A 24,036-nucleotide genomic window follows, 5' to 3' on the forward strand; every position below is an offset into this window, starting at 1 on the left:
CCAATACCTCGGCGTCGCCGATGTATGGCTTACGAGGCCATTTTGCGAGCTTGGTCCAAGAATCGAATTAGCGAACAGTCGTAGAATACGAATTAAAAGCGATTACGCGCCTTCTGGCGCGTTCTTAGGCGCTGAATGTACCCCGGGACGCCAACCCATGCTCCCGGATGCCCTAAAACGAATTCCAAGCGATTTTCCCGATTGGGTAAAATTCTCCTTCGCGAGGGCCCGGTATTAAATGAGGATGCAGCCGATCCATTCGTGAAGCGAGCCAATCCGACCACTGGCGCAATTTTTGAGGTCGTTTAGGCGTGATTTCGGGGCACAAAAACGTGCCTTTTGGGACAGAAATCGATGTTTTTCTGCTAAGTTAGCCAGAAACCAGCTCGCTAGCGACCAAGTCCCTGACGCTCCACTTGTCCTCCGTGGCGAATTACTCTTACTTAAACTCTGCACCCGGGGTCTTCGGCATTGGCCGATTGCCCATTCGATCGCGCCAAAGAATCGCATTCAGTACACCCGCGTCGGCTGCGTCTTCACGAGAAAAGTCGAGATTAGCCGACTGCTTGGCGTCTGGTCCTTTCGGCGGATTCATCTTGTATAAGAGGCCATTCTCGCGATTCCGCCTATCAGCCGCAAACGGCGGTTGATCACCTTTGCCGGAGAACATGGGCGCCATCACAGCAGCATGGGAGTCGTTGTTGTTCATCGGTGGAACACCGAGCAGTGCCTCGATGGTGTGCACCATGTTCACGGTTGTGTAGAAGGTGTGATCGACAGATGGCGTGCCGCTCGGCTGCCGCGGCGAAAAGCGGCTGATCGCCCAGGCGATGCTGCGATGAGCGTCCACGTGATCTGCTCCGTTCTGTGCGTCGTCCTCCAAGACGAAGATCGCCGTGTCCTGCCAATAAGGACTGTGCGAAACAGCGTCCACCACACGCCCCAATGCAAGATCGTTATCGGCAATCGCGGCTGCAGGTGTGGCAATTCCCGGTTTGGTCGCCGAAGTATGGTCGTTGGGCAGACGCAGAAGAATGAACTGCGGCATCGTGTCGCGTCCTGCCGCGCGCTTCGCAACAAACCGATCGAACTCGTTGAGAAATTCGTCGGCACGAAGCTGATCGGGAAAGTGCAAATTGAAATCGGGAAAGCGCGGATCGAAATGCCCCACCAACTCGGGTTTCACCGCAATGTTCTCCGAAATCATTGGAATCTCCCAAGGCCATGGGCTCTTACTTCCGTGCGGCTCTCCTAGATAGTCCGGCAAAGCGTCACCAGGCTTTATCGAGTTAATTGGACAAGGCTTGCCTTGAGGAAGCGGGGTGCCTTCCTGTGGCATAGCTTCGGTCTGCCGCTGATTGCAGAACTTCGTGGAGATGAATTCCCCGTAATGACGATATGTAACGCCATGGCGCGCGAGATTGCCCCACAAGTAGCCGGTTCCCGGCTCGTTGACATCTGGAATGTGTTCCTGAATTGGATACCGCTCATCGACCACGCCTTCATAGTCGTACGTTCGCTCCTTACTGCGATAGTCGATTTGCCAGGTCTGCTCGGTGTAGTCGCTAGTAATAGCGGCGTTTGACCACACGTGCCCGTCGCCAGAAACCTCTCCACTGTCATAGAAGTTGTCGAGCACGCCAAATTGCCGCGCCAGCTTGTGCTGGTTGGGAGTGACTTCTTCGCCATACATTGTGAGCGAGGGATCTCCGTCGCCTGCTCCGAGATCGCCAAGAATCTGGTCGTAGGTGCGGTTTTCCTTGATCACGTAGATTACGTGCTTGATAGGATTGCGCCCCGTGGCGAACGCAATCTGGTCCGAGTTTCCACGCATCAGATTGCTGGCCATTACCTCTTCAGTCCAACCTGCGAGATGCGAGTCGATGTCGGCGATTGGGAGGCGCGCCAGCGACCCGTGCAATAGCGTTGCGATGTAGCCCGTACGATCCTTCCCATCGACCTTGCCAGCGAGTCCCTTATTGGGACCTGTTCCCTTTCCTTTTCCAGTGGCGATAAACAGTTCGCCGTTATGAACTGCCAGCGCCGTCGGATACCATTCGGTCGGAATAAATCCGCGCGGTTTCGAATTGGGACGTGGATTGTCGAAGACGGTGACAGCATCGGAGCTTGCATTCGCAACAAACAGCCTGTTTCCGTCGGGAGTGAGGGCCAGCGCAATGGGGAAATTGCCTCCGTAACGTTGCTCTGGAAGTTTCGTGCTGAGGTAAAAGACATTTCCACTCGCGCGGTCGATCACTGCAACTTCGTCGGTATTGGCTAAAGCTACGTAGAGGCGCTTCTCATCTGGACTAAGCAGAAGCGCAGTCGGATGCGATCCCGCCTTCTCGACCTGCGACGGAAGGTGAAGCTCAACCATTCGCTGCAACTTTCCAGAACCGAGATCCAGCTCAGCAACCCGAGAGGCGTTCCACAGGCTGACGTAGCCGGTACTCCCGTCTTTGGTCACGAGAGTTGCGAATGGATATGAACCCGGCACCGCGCGATACACAGAGAGGTCAATTCGGCGAATCTCGTTCGAAACTGGATCAACGATCTCGGCCGCATCGGATAGATTGTCCGCAACCAGAAGCAGTTCCTTACCCTCTTGCTGGAAGGCGGTAATTCCGGTCGGAAACGGCACGGTAAAGCCCGGTCCAGTGCCAGGCTCCTCGTCCGGATCTTCAGGAGCGGTCTTCGGCGGAGCGGGCCGTCCCGAGGCTGGAAAACGAATGAATCCGAGGGGCGTGATGCTCCCATCAGCAAAGTCGTAAGTAGCAATGCCGCTGCCAGTGTTGCCAGCGTCCTTGCCCGCTGGATCGGTCATCGAGCTCATGCTGGCATAGAGCTTTTTTCCGTCCGGACTGAATGCCAGTCCGTAGAAGTACGTCTGGTGAGCATGGCGCTCGAGGCGGGCGTCGGGAAAGTCGGTAAGCTTGTCAGTCGCTATGTTAAGAATTGCTATCGACTGCTTGTAATCGGACTCGAAAGTTCCGTAGCCATCGTTTAGCAGAGCCAAATACTTGCCGTCCGGCGACACTGCGACCGCCGTGGGAAAGCTGTTAGTTGATTGCGGATTGCCGGGAACATGCTCCAGTAGCACTTTGCTGCTGGGGAGAACCAGCCGACCATTCTTTTCCGAGAAACCCTGAAGAATCCGGAGCCCAAGACCGCCCGTACAGAGGATAAGCACTACTCCGAGTAGAGCTTTTTTCATAGCAAGCGATGGTAAATGAAGTTCTTAAACGGCTCGTGAAATTCTGGGTCATCCATATTGCTATTGTGGAGTTGCGGTCGAGTAGCTAAACTTCCCTGCAACTTTCCCCCGGCCTAATCAGATGAGTAAGCGTGTTCTTCAGTCGGCCTGCCTCGCCGTCTTGCTTTGGATCATCTCGTGCGGAGGCGGCGACCAGCCACAGCCGACGCCCGCTCCTCCTCCGGGCCAGCAGACCAACGCGGACCAATTGACAGCTCAGGACGTCCAGAAGGTGGTTACGGCCGCGGCGGCATCGGTGAATGTCCCAGTTGCAATAGCTGTAACCAATCGCCAGGGAAATATTCTGGCTGTCTACGTAAAGCCAGGCACTCCGGCGACCGCGATCGGGAACTTCGGATTAGCCACAGACACGCGGGAGCTCGCAGTTGGATTGGCCCGCACGGCGTCGTTCTTTTCCAATGATCAGGCGCCTCTGTCGTCGCGCACGGTGAGGTACATCAGCGGCATTCACTTCCCGCCAGGCATTACCAATGTTCCCAACGCCGATCTCTACGGCATCGAGAACACAAATCGCGGATGCCCATTCAATACGACCTACCTTCCCGGCAAGGCTCTGCCGCCATCCCGCTCGATAGACGGAAGCGCCAACGGGACCGGTATCGTGACCGGCAAGGCCAATCTGTTTGACTCCGATCCGAACGCAGTTCTCGGCGGCGGAGTTCCCATCTTCAAGAACGGAAAGCTGGCTGGTGGTGTTGGCGTAGCTGGCTCCAGCAACGACGCCGACGAGTTCGCGGCGTTTTCCGGGATCGCCGGTGCCGGACTTGTGCCAAACGTTGCTCCTCCGGGCGTGGTGATCATCGGCGGCATCGCGCTGCCATTCGTGCAGAATCAGGTGCCGCCTCCGGGCATTAGTGCGGGCACGGCCAACGGCTCTTTCCATGTTGGACCGAGCGACAGTCCTGGCCCAGCGCCCGATGGCGATTTGATCACGAGGAAAGCCGGAGCGAACGGTCTGACAATTCAAGACGTGAACAGCATCGTTGACACAGCCATCAGCGTGGCCAATAACGAGCGCGCCGTCATTCGCTTGCCCGACGGTTCACCAGCACGCTTCATCTTCGCCGTGGCCGATCTCAATGGCGATCTGCTCGCACTGTATCGCATGCCGGACGCGACTATCTTTTCCGCCGACGTTGCCGTTGCAAAAGCCAGGAACGTAATCTACTTCTCCAGCGCGGCGGTCGATCCTCAGGATATGCCAGGGGTGCCTCCGGGAACAGCAGTAACGAATCGCACAATCAGCTTTGGAGCACAGCCATTTTTCCCGCCTGGCATTGACGCGAACCCTCCCGGCCCATTCTTCAACTTGTTTCTCTTCGACGTCGCACACCCTTGCACGAATGGACATCAAGCGCCGAATCAGTTCCAGAATGGGATTGTCTTCTTTCCCGGCAGCACTCCGCTTTACAAGAATGGTGTGATGGTTGGGGGATTCGGAGTGAGCGGCGACGGCGTCGACCAGGACGACTTCGACACGTTCGGCGCGGCGCAGCAATTTGTACCTGACGTAAGCAAGCGAGCCGATAGCATCGAATTGCCCGCCCCCGGAGGCCCTGTGCGACTACCTTACTTCAAGTTCCCGAGGAATCCGACGCTGTTGGGTACGCAGGGATCTGGGAGCCAATAGCTGGGCTTTCCCGCTCAAGCCAACCTCCCTCCTAAAGTAATCCAGTGCCGCGTTCTGGGCGGCACGACTGAAACTAGCCTGGAGTGAAACTCCGGGGAAGGTCGTTCTTGTACGAGTCCCGCGTCTTTAGCGGGACGGCTGAATGGATTTGCGTCGGAAGAGCGATCAGCCGTCGGGCTAGAAAGCCGCGACTCGATGGGAGAACACCTTGACACCCGGGGTTGCACCGCCGGGCTATTCTCATCCGTGTCGCACACAGCGCGACACTCCTGGTCACAACAGGAAATCTTTCGGGTCTCGTCGCGGAGCACACCCAAGTTGAGAACCCTGCGGATTAGTCAAAGCGCTTTCATACCCTCAGCTTCACGGCCTTCTGCGAAGCACCAGCCTTGAACGCTACAGCTGATGATGCCTTCGACAAGTCACCACCATCCACTGTGATGCTCCCACTCGCCGCACCCTCCACCTGAAGGAAGGTTTGGGCGGCCGCAAGCAAGCGTGTAGCCGTCAGAAGCACGTCGTGCGAGTCGATGAACCGAAGCGTCGATTCAGACTCTTTGGTTCCCTGCACGCTGAAACCGTTCACCGCCGCGTCACTCACGTGATCAAAGACTACTGCCGGACGAGCCTCAGTGCTGGCAACCTCAAAGCGCACGTTGCTCAGCGTTATTCCCCGCACGTTGCGCACAAACAGCGCGTAGGAAGGTAAGATTCCGGTCTCGAAATACTCGCCGGCGACCTTGGGAACATCGCGCAGCACGGCCTCCTCGGCGGTACCGCCGCCCGGAAACGTTACGTGCACATCGTCGAACGTAATCTTCTCGAGCGTTCCTTCCACGCAGTTCAGCGAAATACACGATTTCACTTCCGCGGGCCGATATCCACTGGTGAAAGGCACATCAGCCAGTTGCACGGGAACAACGACAGTGGCGTGAATGTTGCTGAAAGAAATATTGCGAACAACACCGGGTGGACGGGAGTCCTGTGCTCTCGATTCCGGCTGAGCAGTCGGAGTACCTGCTGCAGCGAAAGCAGGCGGCTGTTGTGAACGTCTCGGCTGCTGCCCGACGTTGATCGCGATCGGACCAGTCACGTTCTTCATTACCAAATTGGAAAATGACATGTTTTCGAAGCGGGCTCCCGATCCGCAATGCATCTTGATTGGGCATCCATATGTTTCGTAGATCAGGCAGTTTGAGACTACGATGTTCTCAGCTTCACCCCCTCCAAAACGGAACACAGACCAGCGCGTGCTGAACGAGCAATTAGTGACTGTTACGTACTTACAACTGCCGAACAGAGCGCAGGCATCGTCCTGGCATTCGACCGTGCAGTTGCTGATATGAACGTGTTGCGCGCTGATGAAGTGAAATCCATCGTTGTTGCTGTTCACACGATTGTGGATATGAATGCCGGTCAGGTTCACATAACTCGACTGAATGATGCGAATCGAATGATAGGCGCTCTCGAGGAGCGTTATGTCTCGCACCGCGATGTTCTTACATTGATGAAACAGGAGGTGGTAAGGACGATTATTCCCACCACGGCCAGATGGTGGCGGAACGCCTCGCGTGGGACTGTGAAACTGAAAGCCCTGCCCGTCGATTGTTCCCGGACCTTCGATGGTGAAATTATCCGCATTCACGGCGAAGATGAGCCCGACGTTGCCATCGTTCAGCGTGGAATCACCGCTGAGCGGAATCGCGTCGGCTGCGTGATATTGCTTTCCATCGGCGCTGCCAAGTAGTTTGCCCTGAGCGGCGATATGAAGCGTCACGTTGCTCTTCATCTCAATCGTGCCGATCACGAACACACCTGCGGGCACAAGTACCGTTCCACCCTGATCTTTGTTGCAGGCATCGATCGCTGCCTGTACTGCTGCGGTATCGAGCGTCACCGCATCGCCTTTCGCACCAAAGTCGCGGATGTTGTAGGTGCGCGTTCCGAGATCGTGGCTGGAGCTGCTGGAAGGCGCTCCCGTTTGCGCCATCATGTTGGTGACACCCAGCACGCCTGAACCCACCGAGGCCGTAGCTGCAAGGCTTAGCCACTTACGTCGCGACAGCGAAACTTCATTCGGGTGGGTCATCGTCATCCCTTGTTCGTCCTAGTAGCACCAGGGGCAACAGCTTATCTTCCCTTCTATCCTTTGAAATGGTGTTATCTGGCAAGCAGAGGCATTAGGGAAGGGCATCGGCTTCAGCCGTGCCGTGGAAGAGGACCGTTGGACGGCACGGCTAAAGCCGATGCCCCTCCCTGAACCAATGCGCATATTTGTGAAACCAGCACCGGTGTGAGCCGTTGCATTATGCTTGTTCGGCTCTCCAGATCGTTGCAGCGAGAGAGGCGAGGAGAATAACTCGATGAAAGCTTTGTTCTGGCTGGGACTGGTTGCGGTGATCGTCGGAGTAGTGTTGCTTTTCGTTCCCATTCCGCATACTGAGAAGCATGGACTAAAGGCAGGTGACGTATCGCTCGGTGTGGAAACACGCACTGAGGAGAAGATTTCTCCTGCAATTAGCGGCGTGATTGTACTGGCGGGAGTAGGCTTGATGATCGCTGCCAGAGGCAGATCCTCGTGAGCCGCGAAACAGTGCCGCGCCGACGGCGCTCGTCTTAGGCCAACAGGCCCAAGGCTTACGGTATTGGGCTGAGAAATGCCGCGCTGCGCGATTTCCTTGTTGCTCACTCATGGCGGGTGCTCGATAGAGCTGTTCGCTATCTGCGCCATTCATGGATCAGATTGGCGACGAGTCCAGTCCACCCGGTTTGGTGGCTTGCCCCGAGTCCCGCACCGGTGTCTCCGTGGAAGTATTCGTAAAAGAGCAGGTAGTCGCGCCAGTGCGGATCGTCCTGGAATTTGCGGATATTTCCATTCACTGGACGCCGGCCTTTTCCATCACGCTTGAAAAGATTGATCATGCGATTCGCGATTTCCTCGGCCATGATCGCAGGAGTAATCAGCTTGCCGCCGCGGTGGATGCCCCAGTGCGGGCCCATGGCATCGCCAAACTTCTTGAGCGACCGAATCAGAAGATAGGAGGTCGGAAACCAGATCGGCCCGCGCCAGTTGGAATTGCCGCCCTTGATCTTGGAGTCGGCTTCTGCCGGCTCGTAGCGTACTTCCTTATTTCCGAAACGGAACGGATGCCGCTCATGGAATTTTGAGAGGCTGCGAACGCCATAGTCGGAGAGGAACTCATTCTCGTCCCACAAGCGTTCGAGTATTGCCTTGAGCTGATGCTCTTCCAAAATGGAAAGCACATGCAGTTCAGTATTCTCGCGCGCATCGGTGTAGCATCCAACCGCAAGGTCAGGACGCTCGCTCAGAAACCACTTCACGCTCGCCAGAAACTCCTGGTGGCGGTCGAGTTCGCGCGAATTCACAACTTCCGTCGCGTACATCGGGATCAAGCCGACCAGCGAACGCACGCGGAACTTGTGAAACTCACCGCCAGGAAGACGCAGAACGTCATAGAAGAAGCCTTCGCGCTCGTCCCATAGCGTATAGCGTCGCCCGCCCATGTGCTTCATCGCCGAGCCGATGTAAATGAAGTGCTCGAAGAACTTGATGGCGAGACTCTCGTAGACCTTGTTTTCTTCCGCCAATTCCAGCGCTATGCGCATGAGATAGAGGCAGAAGAATCCCATCCATCCGGTGGCGTCCGACTGTTCGAGGACCGCTCCTCCTTCCAGCCGTTCGCTGCGATCTATGACAGCGATATTGTCCAGTCCGAGGAAGCCACCCTCGAAAACGTTGTTGCCCTGGCTGTCGACCTTATTCACCCACCAGGCGAAGTTGATCAGCAACTTATGAAAACATTTCTCTAGAAATTTCTTGTCGCCGACTCCATGACGCTCGAGGTCGCGGTTGTACACACGCCAAACCGCCCAGGCGTGCACCGGCGGATTCAGATCGGAGAACTCCCATTCGTAGGCGGGGATCTGTCCGTTGGGATGCTGGAATTGCTCGAAGAGCATTACCCAGAGGTTTTCTTTTGCAAATTCCGGATCCACTAGGGCGAGCGTCGTGCACTGGAAGGCCAAATCCCAGGCTGCGAACCACGGATACTCCCACTTGTCCGGCACAGACAGGATGCGCATGGAGTTCAAGTGTCGCCAATGGTGATTGCGGATCGTCTTGCGCGATTGCGGCGGAGGAAACTTGCGGTTGTCGCCTTCGAGCCAGAGGCTGACGTCGAAGAGGTAAATCTGCTTGCTCCAGAGCATTCCGGCGAATGCCTGGCGCTGGATCATTGTTTCGTCTTCGTCCGCGCGCTCAGGATGGACGGAATCGTAGAACTCGTCTGCCTCGTGCCGCCGTGCCTCAAAGACCTTCTCGATATCCTTCAACGGAGAATTCCGATGATCCGGCGTCAACCGCAAATACAAAACGTGGGATCTGCCGGAGGGCACGTTTGCGCGATAAACCATGCAAGCCTTGGTTCCCAACTCTTCGTGACTTACGCAGTCCTCGCCATTGACGATGTAGCGGTGGAACGCATCCTTCGTGTGCCGCCGGCGACTGATGTTTCCTGGGCCGTAAACTCGTTCAGCATTCGTCTCATTATTGGTAAAGAGCAATTGAGCGCCTTTTGGCCCATAAAGAAAGCGATTGCCCACCGAATATTCGAAGATCAGATTATGGAGACGGTCGGCGCCGCTATCATCGGCCCACAGGACTGAGCATTCGTCTTCTATGCCACGCAGGATCGTTGGCTCTCGCCCCGGTGGATCGGTCCATCCCCAGGTGTTGCGGAACCAGAGTGTGGGAATCAAGTGGAGTTCGGCTTCATCAGGTCCGCGATTGAAGGCTTCGATCTTGATGCAGATGTCTTCCGCGTCGGCCTTGGCGAATTCGACGAAGACATCGAAATATCGATCTTCATCAAATACTCCGGTATCGATCAGCTCGTATTCCGGGCCGCTACCTCCGCGCAGGCGATTCTCTTCAACAAGTTCCGCATATGGGAATTCCGACTGCGGGTACTTGTACAGCATCTTCATGTAGCTGTGGGTGGGCGTGTTGTCGAGGTAGAAGTAGTACTCCTTTACGTCCTCACCACGGTTGCCTTCCTGGGAGGTGAGGCCGAAGTAGCGCTCCTTCAGGATGGGATCGCGTCCGTTCCATAGCGCGAGGCCGAAACAGAGAATTTGGTAGCGATCACAGAGTCCTGCGATAGCGTCCTCGCCCCAGCGGTAGGCCTTGCTGCGAGCCATATCGTGGCTGAGGTAGTTCCACGCGTCGCCACTTGGGCTGTAGTCTTCGCGGACGGTGCCCCAGGATCGGGCGCTCAGGTATGGACCCCAGCGTCGCCAAGGTGGAACGAACCCCTTGAACGGAGAGTACAGCCGTTCCTCTTCGTTCGTGGCTACGCGTTTGGTCTGGACAACCGGCTCGTTCTCCAGAGTGGCCGTCTCTGACTTCGCAGCGCGTTGGTCCACACCAGTGGACTTTGCCAAGGGACCCCTCCTAGGTACCAAGTCGACTTCCGCAAGGCTCTGAAATTCGGGGAGAGCGATTGTACCAATCCCACTCTTGTTGAGGCAGTGTCTTGTGGAAGTCCAGGCTTCAGGGGATATCTCAGGCCATCAGCGAAATTCCCCGGAGCGCCGGGCGCCCTCGCCGGGGAACGTTGAAGCCGAGAATTCCAAAAGATTCTCCTATGGCCAACCTGCGCCGCCGAGGGCACCCGGCGCTCGTTTCTTCAACTGTCTGCACGAAGACACGTTCGTGGCGTTGAAGTACTCATTTACAATTCCGGCCCGACTCTTTCTCGTCGATGAGGCTCAATGCGAAGGCTGACTCTTGCAATTCTGCTGATCCTTATTTCTCTGTTTCCCCTCAACGCCGCACAAAACGACAATTTCTTTGGCTATAGGCACGAATCCGCCGAGGTGGAACATGACTGGGAGACAAAGTTCCGGGCGATTCCCAACTCCGCTCTGCAGCGCGAGTACATGCAGCGGATGAGCGCCCGTCCACACCATGTGGGTTCTCCATACGACAAGGACAATGCTCAGTGGATCCTCGGTAAGTTCAAGGAATGGGGACTCGACGCGCAGATCGAGACCTTCCATGTCCTATTCCCCACACCGAAGGATCGTCTGGTCGAGATGGTTGCTCCTACTCAATTCCGCGCGAAGCTGGAGGAGCCGGCGCTGGCCGTTGATCCAACCAGCGGACAGAAGTCTGAACAATTGCCCACGTACAACGCCTATTCCGCGGACGGCGACGTTACGGCTCCCCTCGTATTTGTTAATTATGGTTTGCCCAAGGACTATGAGGGCCTCGAACGGTTAGGCATTTCAGTCAAAGGCGCGATCGTTATCGCCAAGTATGGAAACTCATGGCGGGGCATTAAGCCAAAAGTCGCCTACGAACATGGCGCAGTTGGCTGTCTGATTTATTCCGATCCAGATGATGACGGCTATTTCCAGGAACCTGTTTTTCCCGAAGGTCCGATGCGTCCTAAAGACGGTGTGCAACGAGGTAGCGTGATGGACTTCGTGCACTACCCCGGCGATCCGCTGACGCCGGGAGTTGGCGCGACCTCCGACGCAAAGCGCCTCCGACGCGAGGATGCTGAGACGATTACAAAGATTCCAGTCTTGCCGATCTCTTACGCGGACGCCCAGCCGCTGCTGCAAGCTCTAGCTGGACCAATGGCTCCCAAGGAATGGCGAGGTGCTCTGCCTCTGCCCTACCACGTCGGTCCCGGTCCAGCGAAGGTTCATCTACGCGTGGCAGCAAACTGGGACATCAAGCCCGTGTATGACGTCGTGTTCAGGATTCCTGGATCGACCGATCCAGATACTTGGATTGTTCGCGGGAATCATCACGACGCTTGGGTGAACGGCGCCGAAGATCCTGTTTCGGGACAGATCGCACTTCTGGAAGAGGCGCGAGCGCTCTCGCTGCTGCTCAAGCAGGGTTGGAGACCGAAGCGCACGATCGTTTACTGCGCGTGGGATGGTGAAGAGCCAATGCTGCTTGGTTCCACAGAATGGGCCGAATACCATGGACAAGAACTGCAGCAGCACGCCGCGATCTATATCAACACTGATGGCAACACTCGCGGCTACCTCGACGCAGGTGGATCTCACTCGCTGGAAGCATTCGTCAATGAGGTCGCCAAGGATGTGCGGGATCCGGAGAAGCAGATTTCCGTGTGGAAACGCAAACAGGCTTCAGAGATCGAATCCGGCAATCCCGATGAACGCAAGGAGGCCAGACAGCGCGCGGATCTTCGCATCGATCCTCTAGGCTCAGGAACGGACTTTACTACGTTCCTTGATCACCTAGGTGTTGCTTCTCTGAACATCAGCTACTCAGGCGAAGACAATGAGGGCATCTACCACTCGATTTATGACGACTTCTATTGGTACACGCACTTCTCTGACACTGAGTTTGTTTACTCGCGCGCTTTGTCGCAGACCATCGGTACGATGGTCATGCGCTTCGCGGATGCTGACGTTTTGCCCTATCAGTTCACCGACTTCGCCGACACCATGAAGAAGTACACCGATGAACTGAAGAAGCTCCTGAAAGATCAGCAGGACGAAGCGAACGAGACGAATCAGAAACTCGACGATGGTGTGTATACGGCAACCTCTGATCCGCGACGTCCAACCGTCGCTCCAAAACGCGCAGAGGTACCGCCGTTCATCAACTTTTCCCCGCTTGATAATGCAATCGCTGCCCTCAGCAGCAGCGCCGAGAAGTATCAGAAAGCCTCGTCTGGCTTGCAGAAGACAGACGCAAGCGCAAGCTTGGAAGCCTTGAATCGTTTATTGCTGCAGAGCGAACGCCGCCTGACTCTAAATCAGGGACTCCCACGCCGTCCGTGGTACAAGCACCAGATCTATGCGCCGGGCTGGTACACGGGCTACGCGCCTAAAACGATGCCGGGAGTGCGTGAGGCCATCGAGGAGAAACGCTACAAAGAAGCCGAGGAGCAGGTGCTGAACGTTGCCAAAGTGCTTCAGGCTGAGTCGGAGCTAATCGACCAGGCCACCGCCGAAATTGGAAAAATCAAGTAAAACTCACTTGGGATTGGCGATGAACTTGTAACCGACTCCGCGAACCGTCAGCAGATGTTTGGGTTTTGATGGTTCCGCTTCGATGTAGCGTCTCAATCGCACGATAAAGTTGTCGATGGCGCGGGTGTCGGTGTCTTCGTGGAGTGACCAGACATCTTCCAGAATGGATTTGCGCGAGACAACCTTCCCTTCATTGCGAATCAGATGTCGTAGCAGCTCCGCTTCCATCACAGTAAGCTGAATTGTTTCCTTCTTCAGCCGCAGCTCCAACGTAGTGAAATCGATGCTCTTGCCGTCAAAAGAAAATGTGCTCGACTCCTCCGAGTTCGAAGCTCTCTCTTGCGAACTGTTAGGTTCAACCCCGCTTCCCCACTGTTTGCGGCGCATCAACCCGCGAAGGCGAGCCACGAGAATGGCTAATTCAAACGGCTTGGGAAGATAGTCGTCTACCCCGGCCTCGAAGCCGCGCAACACGTCCTCGGGACGGCCGCGGGCAGTGAGCATCAGAACGGGAACATACTGTTTGGCGTTGCGGAGCTGTGAGACTACTTCGAAACCTGAGATGCCCGGGAGCATCACGTCGAGAATCACGGCGTCCACTCCACTGTCAGCGCGCAGCAGACGCTCAAGCCCAGTCTCGCCGTCGCCCACGACCTCCGCATCGATGCCCTCTGCCTCGAGGTTGAATTTGAGTCCACGGGCGAGATGTTCTTCGTCTTCTACGATCAGCACTCGGCTCATACGACTCGCGGAAGCTGGAGAATGATAGTTGCGCCGCGCCCTGGCCCTTCACTCTCGGCGAAGGCATTGCCGCCGTATTTCTTTGCGATGCTGCGCACGATAAACAGTCCCAGGCCGCTTCCCTTCACGCGCGCTACTTCGCGGTCGGCAACACGATAGAAGCGCTTGAAAACCTGCTTTAGTTCGCTGCGAGGAATCCCAATACCGTTGTCGCGCACCCGCACAGAAACATTTTTATCTGTGTCGGCTCGGAGTTGTACCTCGATATCGACTTTGTCGCCCGAGTACTTAATCGCGTTGTCTAGGATATTGGAGATGGCAGAGCGCAACTCCTCGCGGTTAGCAGTCACCTTCGGCGAACCCTGACTGCTTTCTACCAGCAGGCGCAAGGACTCGGCTGAAAGATGATGATGAGTACGTGCCTCGTCAAGACATTCGCGGACGAGCTTCTCCATATCGACAATATCTTCCAGCTTGTCGCGACTGTGACCAAGTTCGGCAGCTTGCAGCACCTGCTCTACGGTCTTAAGCAGCCGGTCGGAGTCTGAGAGCATGACGCGGTAAAACTCGTTCCGCTGCTGCTCGTCGACTTTGCGGCTCTGGAGTGTCTGCAGATAAAGCCGAATGGAGGTGAGGGGAGTCTTCAGTTCGTGGGTGACGGCATGAAGGAAGCTGTCCTGCTTCTCGTTGCGCCGGATTTCCCGAACCAGGAAGATCGTATTCAGTACCAGCCCGGCGATAACAATGCCGAAAAATATGACGCCGAGAATCAGTGTCCCAAGCTCGCGCCAGTTGATCACGATCCAACTGACGTTCAGCGTGACCGCGGCCGCGATCACACACGAACTCAACGTAATGAAAAACGCGATCGCTTTGCGGCGGCTGGTAACTCGCATCTAGTGGAGCCCTACGTTTGAGTTTAGCGCAGACCCTGATCTCTGGCAGCTTGCGGAAAATGGCCATGCAGTCTCAAAACTGTCATCCTGAGGCCGGTTTTGGCCGAAGGACCTCCCGGAATATTTCGGATTTGATTGTTGCGTCCTGGCTCTTCGGCCAGAATTCTCGTAAAGAGCCTCGAAACGGCAATTCAGACTGATGCATTGCGGGAGATCCTTCGGCCAACATCGGGCCTCAGGATGACAGTTCGCAATTGATGCACAACTCAATTCCTAATAGGCCAAAAAATAAAAGTTCCGGCCGCGTACGACCGGAACTTCATAAGTAGACCCGAGGGAGGAAACTTAGGCCGAAACCAGCTCCGGCTTTGCCCCTGCTGCGAGCTTTTCTTCCTGCTCGCGCAGCTTCTTCGGCATGTCGACCACCTTGACATCTTTCGCAAGGCCAATCGCTTTGAGCATGCATATGCCGTAGTAGTTCAAATCGACTTCGTACCAGGCTAGGCCATGACGCGCCGAAACCGGATGAGCATGATGGTTGTTGTGCCATCCTTCACCGAAAGTCACCATCGCGACCCACCAGTTGTTAGTAGAGTCGTCCTTGGTGACGAAGCGCCGGCTACCCCACATGTGTGTAGCCGAATTCACCAGCCAGGTGGCATGCAGTCCGACGGTCACACGGAAGAAGATGCACCACATGACGTAGGTCCAGCCCCCCACAGCGAGCAGAATTAAGCCCAGCGTGGTGAGCGGGACCCAATGCCACTTGGTCAACCAAACGTGAAACTTGTCGCGACGAAGATCGGGAGTGTACCGTTCGAGTTCCGGATTACCGTGGTGGAGAACTTCGCCACTGACGATCCATCCCATGTGCGCCCACCAGCCGCCATCACGCGGACTGTGCGGGTCGCCTTCGCGATCGCTGGTCTGATGATGTATGCGGTGCGTGCCTACCCAGAATATCGGTCCACCCTCAAGAGCGAGTGTGGCGCAAGTGGTGAGGAAGTACTCAAGCCATTTCGGAACCTTGTACCCGCGATGCGTCAGCAGCCGGTGATAGCCCATCCCGATTCCGAAACTCAGAGAGAAGTACCAGAGAATGGCGGTGACAAGCAGCGCCTTCCAACTGAACATGAACAGTGCAGCGATCGCGCCAATGTGGAAGACCGCCATCACGAAGGCGGTATACCAGTTGATTTTTCCCCGCTTCGCCGAATAAATCTGCGAAACCGCTGGTTTGCCAAGAGTGTCAGGTGTAATGATTGCGCTCATAGTCTCCGTTTGCAGCCTCAACAACATCTTTCAACATAACAACCGCAGAATAAGAGCCGTGTAATAGTTATGTAATACCGCTCGTCCCTGATTACCGAGGTAATACCAAGCGCTGGCCGCTGATCTCCTATCCGCGGAAATGGCGCAAAGAAAATCGCAAAATATGCCCAAATCCGCGCTAATCGTCGGCGGTACTGGATTAGTCGGCTCGAATTGTCTCCAGTTCCTGCTTGCCTCGCCAGAGTACGCAAGCGTCACGGCTTTGGTGCGCCGGCACACAGGAATTGACCATCCGAAGCTGCAGGAGCAGATCGTCGACTTTAACAATCTGGGAAATTTGTCTACGGCCGACGACGTTTATTGCGCTCTTGGAACGACTATCAAGAAAGCGGGATCCCAGCCCGCATTCCGGCGCGTTGATTTCGAATATCCGTTCCACGTTGCTGAAGGCGGCCTTGCTGCGGGCGCCAGACAATTCCTGCTTGTGTCCTCAGTAGGCGCTAATTCTGGCTCAAGCAACTCTTACTTGCGCACGAAGGGCGAGCTCGAGGATGCACTGCGAAAACTGTCGTTCGGAGCGTTGCACATCTTTCGCCCCAGCTTCCTGATCGGAGAGAGAAGCGAACAACGCAGTGGCGAGCGCGTCGGCATGGTTCTCGCCGAAGCTCTGAAAATTGCAATGGTTGGAGGACTTCGCAAGTATCGTCCAATTCATGCCAACGCCGTCGCACGCGCAATGGTCAATGCTGCGTTGTCTGGGAGCTCTGGAGCTCGCATTTACGAGTATGACGAAATGATCAAATTGGCAGGCGAATGATCGGATGGTGGGCAGTGCAGGACTCGAACCTGCGACCTCCTGCTTGTAAGGCAGGCGCTCTAACCAGCTGAGCTAACCGCCCCGATCGTGAAGCTAACATGGCGGGCTTTTCTGACGGTAGCACACGAACTTCACACGGAGCAATCCGGTGGTTAATGCCCTTCCTCTAAGTCTCTGGTTTGCAGACATTAAGCGCGCAAGCATGGTCCGCGGGTGCACCTTCTGTTTACATTTCGGGCATCCTTCTGCTCGCGTCTGGCAACTAATGCGAGTGAAAGTTAGTGCCGTCCTTCTATCCCCCGGGTGCTCGCATTAAGTTCGCTGTCACCAAACACGTCGGCCATAAAAGAAAGCAAGATCAAGGAAAGGTGCAATGGGCATGAAAGCCATCCTGTTTGTCGACGATCATGAAGTGCTGGCCCGCTTGAGCTGCGAGATCCTCGAAATGCAGGGCTACAAGGCGGTTAGCGCGTATAGTGCCAAAGAGGCGCTGGAGAAATTCAGCCAGCAGGATTTCGACATTCTGGTCACCGACTTCCGCATGGACGGCATGAACGGAGTTGAACTTGCCCATCGTATCCGCGAGAAGAGTCCAAACACCCCGGTAATCATCGTGACGGGATACGGTCCCGTCGACGGCGGGAAAGATGTGAACGCCTGCCTGCAGAAGGAAGATCTGTTTCCTGCACTGCTTGAAAAGATCAAGTTCTATCTCGGCGAAGGCAACGGAGTCGCCCGAACCGATGAACCGGCAAGTGTCGTCAGTTCATAACCAGCTTGCCCTCCCCCAAGACCGGCCTCCGCCTCGGCGGAGGCCGTGCCGTTTTAAGCAATTGCTAAACTGACTTCTCATAATGCGCCGTCTGATCATTAACGCTGACGACTTTGGCATGACCGCTGGCGTAAATCGCGCAATCGCTGAGGCTCACCGTGCAGGTCTAGTTACTTCGGCTACGGTCATGGCGAACGGGGCTGGAACCGACGACGCCATCGCAATCGCATCGCAGCATCCGTCGCTACGGACCGGATGCCACGTCGTCCTGGTTGATGGCAAGCCGTTGTCGAAACCCGATAACGTGGCAACGCTTATCGGCTCGCGCAACGGCACTGGCGCAAGGTTTCGAAAGGGAATCTCTCACCTGGTTATAGCGTCTGTGGCGGGGCAGGTACGCACTGCGGATGTTCATAAAGAAGCCGCCGCCCAAATTGAACGGCTGCAGGCTCGTGGGCTATCGTTGTCCCACGTAGATTGCCACATGCACTCGCACATCCTGCCGGAGGTGTTGCGCGGAGTGCTGCGAGCTGCTTGCGATCACCGAGTGTCAGCGATCCGCAATCCCTTCGAGCCAGCATGGTCAGTAGCCGCGACCCATAAAGGTTCCAGCTTGCGCTCATGGCATCGCTCTGCACAGGTAACCGCCTTGCGCGCGCTTCAATCCCAATTTCGTCGTGCAGTCGACCAACACGGAATGAAGACGGCGGATGGAACCATTGGAATTGCAGTAACTGGGCTGCTCGATCGGAATCTGCTATCCCGTCTGGTTGAAGCCATGCCGGATGGAACTTGGGAACTTGTGACGCATCCCGGATACAACGACCATCAACTTATGGAAACTACCACTGAATTGAAACAGTCGAGGGCAATAGAGCTCGAACTCCTGACTTCCCCGCAGACTCTCGATCTACTTCGCAAGTCCGGCATCCAGCTAATCAATTACAGCGATTTATGAACCATGTCATTGCGCGGATGCAATCCACCGCAATGAATGTTTCGCCATGCGCTGGCACCGCGGCTTAGGCGGAGGGCTCACTCAAGTTCGAGCTTCATCCAAAACGTGTGCGCCTGACCGGGCGGAATGTCGATCCGGCGGTCGGTATTGATCGTGTTGTTCGGCCCGGTAAACGGCTCGATGCAGATGAAGTCCTTGCCGGGCTGTGACCAGAACTGAAGGTGACGCATCTCAGGCGAGAAGCTGAGCGTCATTGGCCCGAGTTGAGGGATGCGGAAATTGGCGCGCCCATTCGGTGGCGCAACGACTCCAAAGTCGAATTCGCGCTCGTTGCCAAATTGAGTGCGATCCACGGCAGCCACACCGGTTTGCACATTGCCCTTCTCATGACCGGCACAGTTGAAATAAGGATGCCATCCGGGCGAGACCGGCATCGGCTGCTCACCGTTGTTGAAGACGCACAGCTCGATTTCAAGACCGCACGGCAGAATTGTGCAGGTTTGTTCCGCGAAGAAGTGAAACGGGTACGCTGTCTGGTCGGATTCTTCTGGCACAAGCGCTAAACGTAGCCGCCATGGCTTCTGCTCTTTTATCTCCCATGTCCGATTACGACCAAAGCCATGTTGGCCCATCTTCGTGCCGGAAACGTTCAGAATGCCGTTCTCCAGCTTTCCCGCATAGGGAAAAAGCACTGGAATACCACCCCGCACATTCTTGCCGGGATCGTCGAAGGTTGCGCGATCGATGTAGAGGACTTGCTTGTCGCCGATCTGAAGACTCGATACAAGAGCACCTCGGGCAGGCGCAATCGTCGCCTGCACATCACTATGGCTGATTCTGATTTCCTCGAAAGACAATCGCGCTCCCGATTTGTGATTTGGTTTTACTGTCCCAAAACGATTCGCTGAATACTGCTAGCGCAACCGGTCTGAGGATCGCAGTCGATAAGCACGCCGTTCAACCGAACATCGCCGCGAGCGGCATCGAAGCGATTGGGCATGCTGGTTAGGAATCGAGCCAATACCTGCTCTTTTTCGACACCAATCACACTATCATGCGGCCCGCTCATACCGACATCCGTCTGATAGGCTGTCCCATTCGGTAACACCCGTGTATCTGCCGTGGCAACGTGAGTATGCGTGCCGAGGACGGCTGTTACACGGCCGTCGAGATACCAGCCCATGGCGATTTTTTCCGAAGTCGCCTCGGCGTGCATATCCACGAGAATCACCTTTGCTTTCGTTTGCCCGAGCAGTCGATCTGCGGTTCTGAATGGGCAATCGTTCTGGACCATGAAGACTCTGCCTTGCAGGTTCATTACGGCATAAGCCACGCCACTGCGCGTCACTCCTTCGTAGTGCCCGCTGCCCGGAGTGGTAGCAGGATAATTCGCGGGACGCAGCACGCGCCGCGCGGCCGAGTTGCCATTCTTCATTCCCGAATCGAGATACTCGCCGATCTCCTTCTTGTCCCACACGTGATTGCCGGTCGTGAGCACGTCCGCACCAAGTTCGAAAAATTCCTCACAAATTGCAGGCGTAACACCGAATCCACCTGCGGCGTTTTCGACGTTAATCACGAGTAATTCAGCTCTGTTGCTCTCGACGAGATGGTGCACATGCTCGCGCACGATCTTGCGCCCCGGACTGCCGAAGACGTCGCCGATGAAGAGAATTTGCACTCGTCAGGATAACAGGCGATTAATCTGGTGTTTGGGCCGAGCACAACCAGGGGCTCTGTTCCAGAACGGACGTTCACTCCGCGACCTCGGCTTCACGCAGGAAATCGTAGTTCCCTGCAGGATCGGGATGGAGGTTTTTCACCCTCGCGGTGTGCACGACGACGTTGTCCAACGACCACAGGTTAAGCGAAGGCAGATCATGCAGCACTTGCTGTTGGATCTTCGCGTAGATTTCCTTGCGCTTGCCCTGATCTAGTTCAACCCGCGCCTGTTCGATCCACGCATCAACCTGCGGATTCGAATAATAGCTGCGGTTGGCGCGGCGCGGAGCAAAGCTTTTGCTGTCCAGGATGTACTCGAAGATCTCCGGATCCTGGTTGGCGCCTCCTACCCATCGCAGTGTGTATATCTGAAACGCACCTTTCACGACGTCCGCGTAAAACGTAGCGAATTCGAAGGTTCGGACTTCGAGATCGATTCCAACGTCGTGTAACTGTTGCTGCAGGATCACCGCCAACAAGCGGCTGGTCTCTTCAGTGGAGGTCTTCATCACCAGATGCAGGCGCTTGCCGGCCTCGGTTGAGTAACCGGCTTCCTTCAGCAGTTCCTTTGCCTTCGGCACGCCTCGCTGATACGGACTCAACGTACTGTCGTATGCCCAATGCACTTGAGGAATCACGCTCGCGACAGGTCGCACCGTGCCGCGCCATAGGTATTGGATGATTGGTTGCACATCGATAGCGTAGGCAATCGCCTGGCGCACGCGAACGTCGCTCAGTACAGGATCCCGCAGGTTAAAGGCCAGGTATTGAACCGATGTGCCTGGAGCTTGCTCAACGACCAAACTTTGATCGGCGCGCAACGAACGCACCATATCAGCGGTAAGAGCATTGATCTCGACATCTGCGCTTCCCTTGCGTAATTCGAGGGCACGCGTGGTTGTGTCGGGAACGACTGCGAAGCGAACGCGTTCCACTTTGGGCTTATCTGCCCAATACTCATCGTTGCGGACGATGATCACTTCATTGTCTTGCTCATTTTTCACGAGCTTGAATGGCCCGCTGCCCACCAGATGCTGACCGAAGCTCTTATCGCTGCCATAAGGAACGATGCCCATCGCACCATCTGAAAGATTCCATGGAAGTCCCGAATCGGGGTCTTTCATGTGAAAGATCACCGTTTGGTCGTCAGGAGCCTCGATATTGGCTATGTGCTGATAGCTCGTAGTCGCTGTCTTAGAGCTCACTACGGTCCCATCGGTCATCGAGTCGATGCTCCACTTTACGTCTCGAGCCCCGAGCGAACGTCCATCATGAAAGCGAATTCCCTTGCGCAGATGAAAAACATAGGTCAGTGGATCGCGAATGTCCCAACTCTCGGCTACCCAAGGCTGCAGATTGAAGTGCTCGTCCTTACGTACGAGGGAATCGAACAGCAGTTCGTCAATGCGCTCGGATTGAGCGTCTGTACCGATGCGTGGGTCCAGGTTTGCCGGACTGGACTCGATGAGCAGCGTGATCGTCTTGGGGTCGGGACGATTACGCGAACAGCCGAGGAATAACGTCGCCAGGAGCGACACGCAAACTGCAGCGTGTTTCATACGTACTACTTCTGTGAAACTCATGGATAACTGATCTTCCCCAGCACTACAGCACGCCTTGCTCCAGTGGCACTTGGCACATTTCCCGGCTGCCGATGCCATGTTTGATACGCGAGCAGTGCAAATGCTACCGCCTCTTTGGCCTGACTAGGCAAGCCCAGGTCATCAGAGGTGAGCACGCGAAAGCCGAGGGGCTGAACCTGCTCGGAGATCATTTTCATGAGAGTTCGGTTCTGCACGCCACCACCGCTGGCAACGTACTCAGCCTTTCGCTGCGGAAACGGCGTCGGCAACTTGAGCATCGCAAGCGCCTGCCGGACAGCCGCACCGATTGAACTTGCGGTGAGGGCAGTGGCAGTGGCCAGAACGTCAAATTTATCAGCTCGCGGGCCACACCAGCGCAGAAACAGTGCGACGAATTCACGCCCGAATTCTTCGCGCCCTGCGCTCTTGGGCGGCTTCCGTCGAAAGAAGGGATGCTGCAGGGCTCGAGCCAGCGCGGCCTCAATCACTGTTCCTTTTGCAGCAATGGCACCGTTCACATCGTAGTGCTTGCCGAAGAGCTCTTGAGCGCAAGCGTCGATGACCATATTTCCGGGACCGGTATCGAAGGCTATGACGCGCTCCATTTTTTCAACGTGGGTTGCGGAAGGAATGATGGTCAGATTGCCGATGCCTCCGAGATTTTGCAGAACCCGCAGCTTGTTAGGGTGAGCGTAGTAGGCGACGTCGAGCAACGGAACCAGAGGCGCCCCGTTGCCTCCCATAGCCATGTCCGCGGGCCGAAAATCAGAAACAACCGGAACTCCAACACGAGCAGCTAACACCGCACCCTCGCCGGTTTGCCACGTTGTCGTGATCGGCCGTCCTAGAAAACCGGCTGCCGTGCCCTGATGATAGAGAGTCTGGCCGTGGCAACCGACGAGGTCGATGGCGACGCTCTGGTTCTTGACAGCTTTGGCCACAGCTTCGGCGTACAGCTCCCCCAACAAGAAACTTAAGCGCGCAAGATCGGCGACGCGCCCAGAACGCGCATTCATGGCAGCGAGCACCGCTTTGCGCACTGCGCTGGGGTAGTCGAAGTGGTCGTGGGCAATTAGCCGAAGACGAAGCGTGGAACCTTTGCCAACGATCCGAACAAGTGCAACGTCGATGCCGTCCGCCGACGTACCGCTCATCACACCGGCTACGATCATAGCCGGCCAGCAGCCGACTCCTTTTCCACTTCGCGGGCGAATTCCTGCATCTTCTTTCTCAGATTCTCTGTCTCGGCGGACGTGGGCTCCTGTGCCATCGTCTGCTTAAGTGCCTTGCTTGACGCTTTGAGTCGCAGCACACGATCGGCAGCACGAGTAACAATGTCCGCAAATTTACGATCGCGCTCCGCCTCCTGAAGCACCGCCTCGTAGCAGCGCCAGACGAATTCTTCCTTCTGGCAAACGAGAAATATGTCGGCTCCGGCTCGCAAGGTTCCCAGTGCCGCGCCTTCCATTGAGGCTGCAGCCAGCACCCCGCCCATTTCGAGATCGTCGGAGATCACCAGGCCACGATAGCCGATCTTCTCTTTCAGCACCTCATTGATCCACGCACGAGACAATGACGCAGGCGTCTTCGGATCCTTCTTCGAAGCCTTCGGATAGGTGGCATGAGCGACCATTACAAAGGGAACGGCTTTGCTCAACTCGCGATACGGTGTAAGATCCTCGGACCAGAGCTGATCCCAGGTGCGTTGAATCGCCGGCAGCTCTTTATGAGTATCGAGATCAGCACCTCCTAATCCGGGAAAGTGTTTCCCGCAGCCGAGGACATTTGCAGCCGTAAGCCCTTTCAGAAACCGCTGAGCATATCGGACTACCTGCTTGGGGTCGTCAGACACCGTTCGCGAGGTTAACACGTTGCGTGCTTCGGGCAGATCGAGATCAAAGACCGGGGCGAAGTCTACGTTGAATCCAAGCGCACGAACCTCTTCGCCGATGATGCGTCCATGTTTTTCAAAGAGCTTCTCGGAGTCTGTGCGGAAAACATCGGCCGCTGAGGGAGCTGGCGCAATGATGTTTCGCAAGCGATCGACAGTGCCGCCTTCCAGGTCTACACAGCGGAGCAGCGGCGTTTTGACCGCGGTCTGGCAGATCCGGAGCAACTGCGCGCATTGATGCGGCGATTGGATGTTGCGCGCGAAAAGGATTACGCCTCCGGGATGCATGCTCGTAAGCAAACGCCCGGTGGCAGCAGAGACTTCGGGGCCCTCGAGGCCCATGATGATCAGTTGTCCAACACGATGACGCAGCGGGAGTGACGAGGCTCTCATGTGGTACGTCGAGTGTAAGACACGCTGTCGGGTTTCGGCTATGG

17 protein-coding genes and 1 tRNA gene are annotated in these 24,036 nt (G+C 56.0%); 6 read left to right on the forward strand and 12 right to left on the reverse strand.

From position 1 onward, the window contains the following. Positions 1-439 precede the first annotated feature (439 nt). Entirely contained in the window at positions 440-3,214 is a 2,775-nt protein-coding gene (locus tag VNX88_06455) for a beta-propeller fold lactonase family protein (protein HWY68288.1), read from the reverse strand. 121 nt (positions 3,215-3,335) lie between these two features. Here VNX88_06455 and VNX88_06460 point away from each other — a divergent pair, with 121 nt between their 5' ends. Next, positions 3,336-4,904, forward strand: coding sequence for a heme-binding protein (locus tag VNX88_06460; protein HWY68289.1), 1,569 nt, complete (start codon positions 3,336-3,338; stop codon positions 4,902-4,904). 349 nt (positions 4,905-5,253) lie between these two features. On the opposite strand, the gene VNX88_06465 is transcribed toward VNX88_06460, so the two are convergent. After that, positions 5,254-6,993 carry a glycosyl hydrolase family 28 protein gene (locus VNX88_06465; GenBank protein HWY68290.1) on the reverse strand — a complete coding sequence of 580 codons (1,740 nt, stop codon included), beginning with the start codon at positions 6,991-6,993 and terminating at the stop codon, positions 5,254-5,256. A gap of 274 nt (positions 6,994-7,267) precedes the next feature. Between VNX88_06465 and VNX88_06470 the strand changes: the two genes are divergently transcribed. Next, on the forward strand, positions 7,268-7,486 hold the full coding sequence (locus tag VNX88_06470) for a hypothetical protein (protein ID HWY68291.1): 219 nt from the start codon (positions 7,268-7,270) through the stop codon (positions 7,484-7,486). 136 nt (positions 7,487-7,622) lie between these two features. Here VNX88_06470 and VNX88_06475 read toward each other — a convergent pair whose 3' ends face one another. Beyond that, a complete protein-coding gene (locus VNX88_06475) occupies positions 7,623-10,367 on the reverse strand; it encodes a hypothetical protein (protein ID HWY68292.1) in 2,745 nt (914 codons plus the stop codon). Between the two features lie 330 nt (positions 10,368-10,697). Between VNX88_06475 and VNX88_06480 the strand changes: the two genes are divergently transcribed. Then, entirely contained in the window at positions 10,698-12,947 is a 2,250-nt protein-coding gene (locus VNX88_06480; GenBank protein ID HWY68293.1) for a transferrin receptor-like dimerization domain-containing protein, read from the forward strand. Positions 12,948-12,950: 3 nt separating this feature from the next. Here the strand turns inward: VNX88_06480 and VNX88_06485 are convergent, their stop codons facing one another. From VNX88_06485 to VNX88_06495, 3 genes are all read right to left on the reverse strand, one after another. Then, a complete protein-coding gene (locus VNX88_06485; protein ID HWY68294.1) occupies positions 12,951-13,688 on the reverse strand; it encodes a response regulator transcription factor in 738 nt (245 codons plus the stop codon). Further along, a complete protein-coding gene (locus VNX88_06490; protein ID HWY68295.1) occupies positions 13,685-14,584 on the reverse strand; it encodes a HAMP domain-containing sensor histidine kinase in 900 nt (299 codons plus the stop codon). The genes VNX88_06485 and VNX88_06490 overlap by 4 nt, the downstream gene beginning before the upstream one ends. Positions 14,585-14,929: 345 nt before the next feature. After that, the gene (locus VNX88_06495) at positions 14,930-15,856 is read right to left on the reverse strand and encodes a fatty acid desaturase (protein HWY68296.1); all 927 of its coding nucleotides are present in this window, start codon (positions 15,854-15,856) and stop codon (positions 14,930-14,932) included. A 163-nt stretch (positions 15,857-16,019) separates the two neighbouring features. On the opposite strand from VNX88_06495, the gene VNX88_06500 reads away from it, so the two are divergent. Next, a complete protein-coding gene (locus tag VNX88_06500; GenBank protein HWY68297.1) occupies positions 16,020-16,673 on the forward strand; it encodes an oxidoreductase in 654 nt (217 codons plus the stop codon). A 5-nt stretch (positions 16,674-16,678) separates the two neighbouring features. Here the strand turns inward: VNX88_06500 and VNX88_06505 are convergent. Then, positions 16,679-16,755: transfer RNA gene (locus tag VNX88_06505), tRNA-Val, on the reverse strand. Between the two features lie 297 nt (positions 16,756-17,052). Here VNX88_06505 and VNX88_06510 point away from each other — a divergent pair. Then, complete coding sequence (locus VNX88_06510) at positions 17,053-17,445, forward strand: response regulator (protein ID HWY68298.1); 393 nt, start codon at positions 17,053-17,055, stop codon at positions 17,443-17,445. An 82-nt stretch (positions 17,446-17,527) separates the two neighbouring features. After that, positions 17,528-18,403 carry a ChbG/HpnK family deacetylase gene (locus VNX88_06515; protein HWY68299.1) on the forward strand — a complete coding sequence of 292 codons (876 nt, stop codon included), beginning with the start codon at positions 17,528-17,530 and terminating at the stop codon, positions 18,401-18,403. 77 nt (positions 18,404-18,480) lie between these two features. Here VNX88_06515 and VNX88_06520 read toward each other — a convergent pair whose 3' ends face one another. From VNX88_06520 to nagZ, 5 genes are all read right to left on the reverse strand, one after another. Then, complete coding sequence (locus VNX88_06520; protein ID HWY68300.1) at positions 18,481-19,260, reverse strand: hypothetical protein; 780 nt, start codon at positions 19,258-19,260, stop codon at positions 18,481-18,483. 26 nt (positions 19,261-19,286) lie between these two features. Then, positions 19,287-20,084 (reverse strand): TIGR00282 family metallophosphoesterase, encoded by a 798-nt coding sequence (locus VNX88_06525; GenBank protein HWY68301.1) that lies wholly within the window; start codon positions 20,082-20,084, stop codon positions 19,287-19,289. Between the two features lie 73 nt (positions 20,085-20,157). Further along, positions 20,158-21,684, reverse strand: a complete 1,527-nt coding sequence (locus tag VNX88_06530) for an ABC transporter substrate-binding protein (GenBank protein HWY68302.1) — start codon at positions 21,682-21,684, stop codon at positions 20,158-20,160. 20 nt (positions 21,685-21,704) lie between these two features. Continuing rightward, the gene (locus VNX88_06535; GenBank protein ID HWY68303.1) at positions 21,705-22,880 is read right to left on the reverse strand and encodes an anhydro-N-acetylmuramic acid kinase; all 1,176 of its coding nucleotides are present in this window, start codon (positions 22,878-22,880) and stop codon (positions 21,705-21,707) included. Continuing rightward, positions 22,877-23,992: a beta-N-acetylhexosaminidase gene (gene nagZ, locus VNX88_06540; protein HWY68304.1), complete on the reverse strand. Its 1,116-nt coding sequence runs from the start codon at positions 23,990-23,992 to the stop codon at positions 22,877-22,879. Before nagZ ends, VNX88_06535 begins: the two co-directional genes overlap by 4 nt. Between the last annotated feature and the right edge of the window lie 44 nt (positions 23,993-24,036).

Source organism: Terriglobales bacterium (assembly GCA_035567895.1).
Lineage (GTDB): Bacteria > Acidobacteriota > Terriglobia > Terriglobales > Acidobacteriaceae > Gp1-AA112.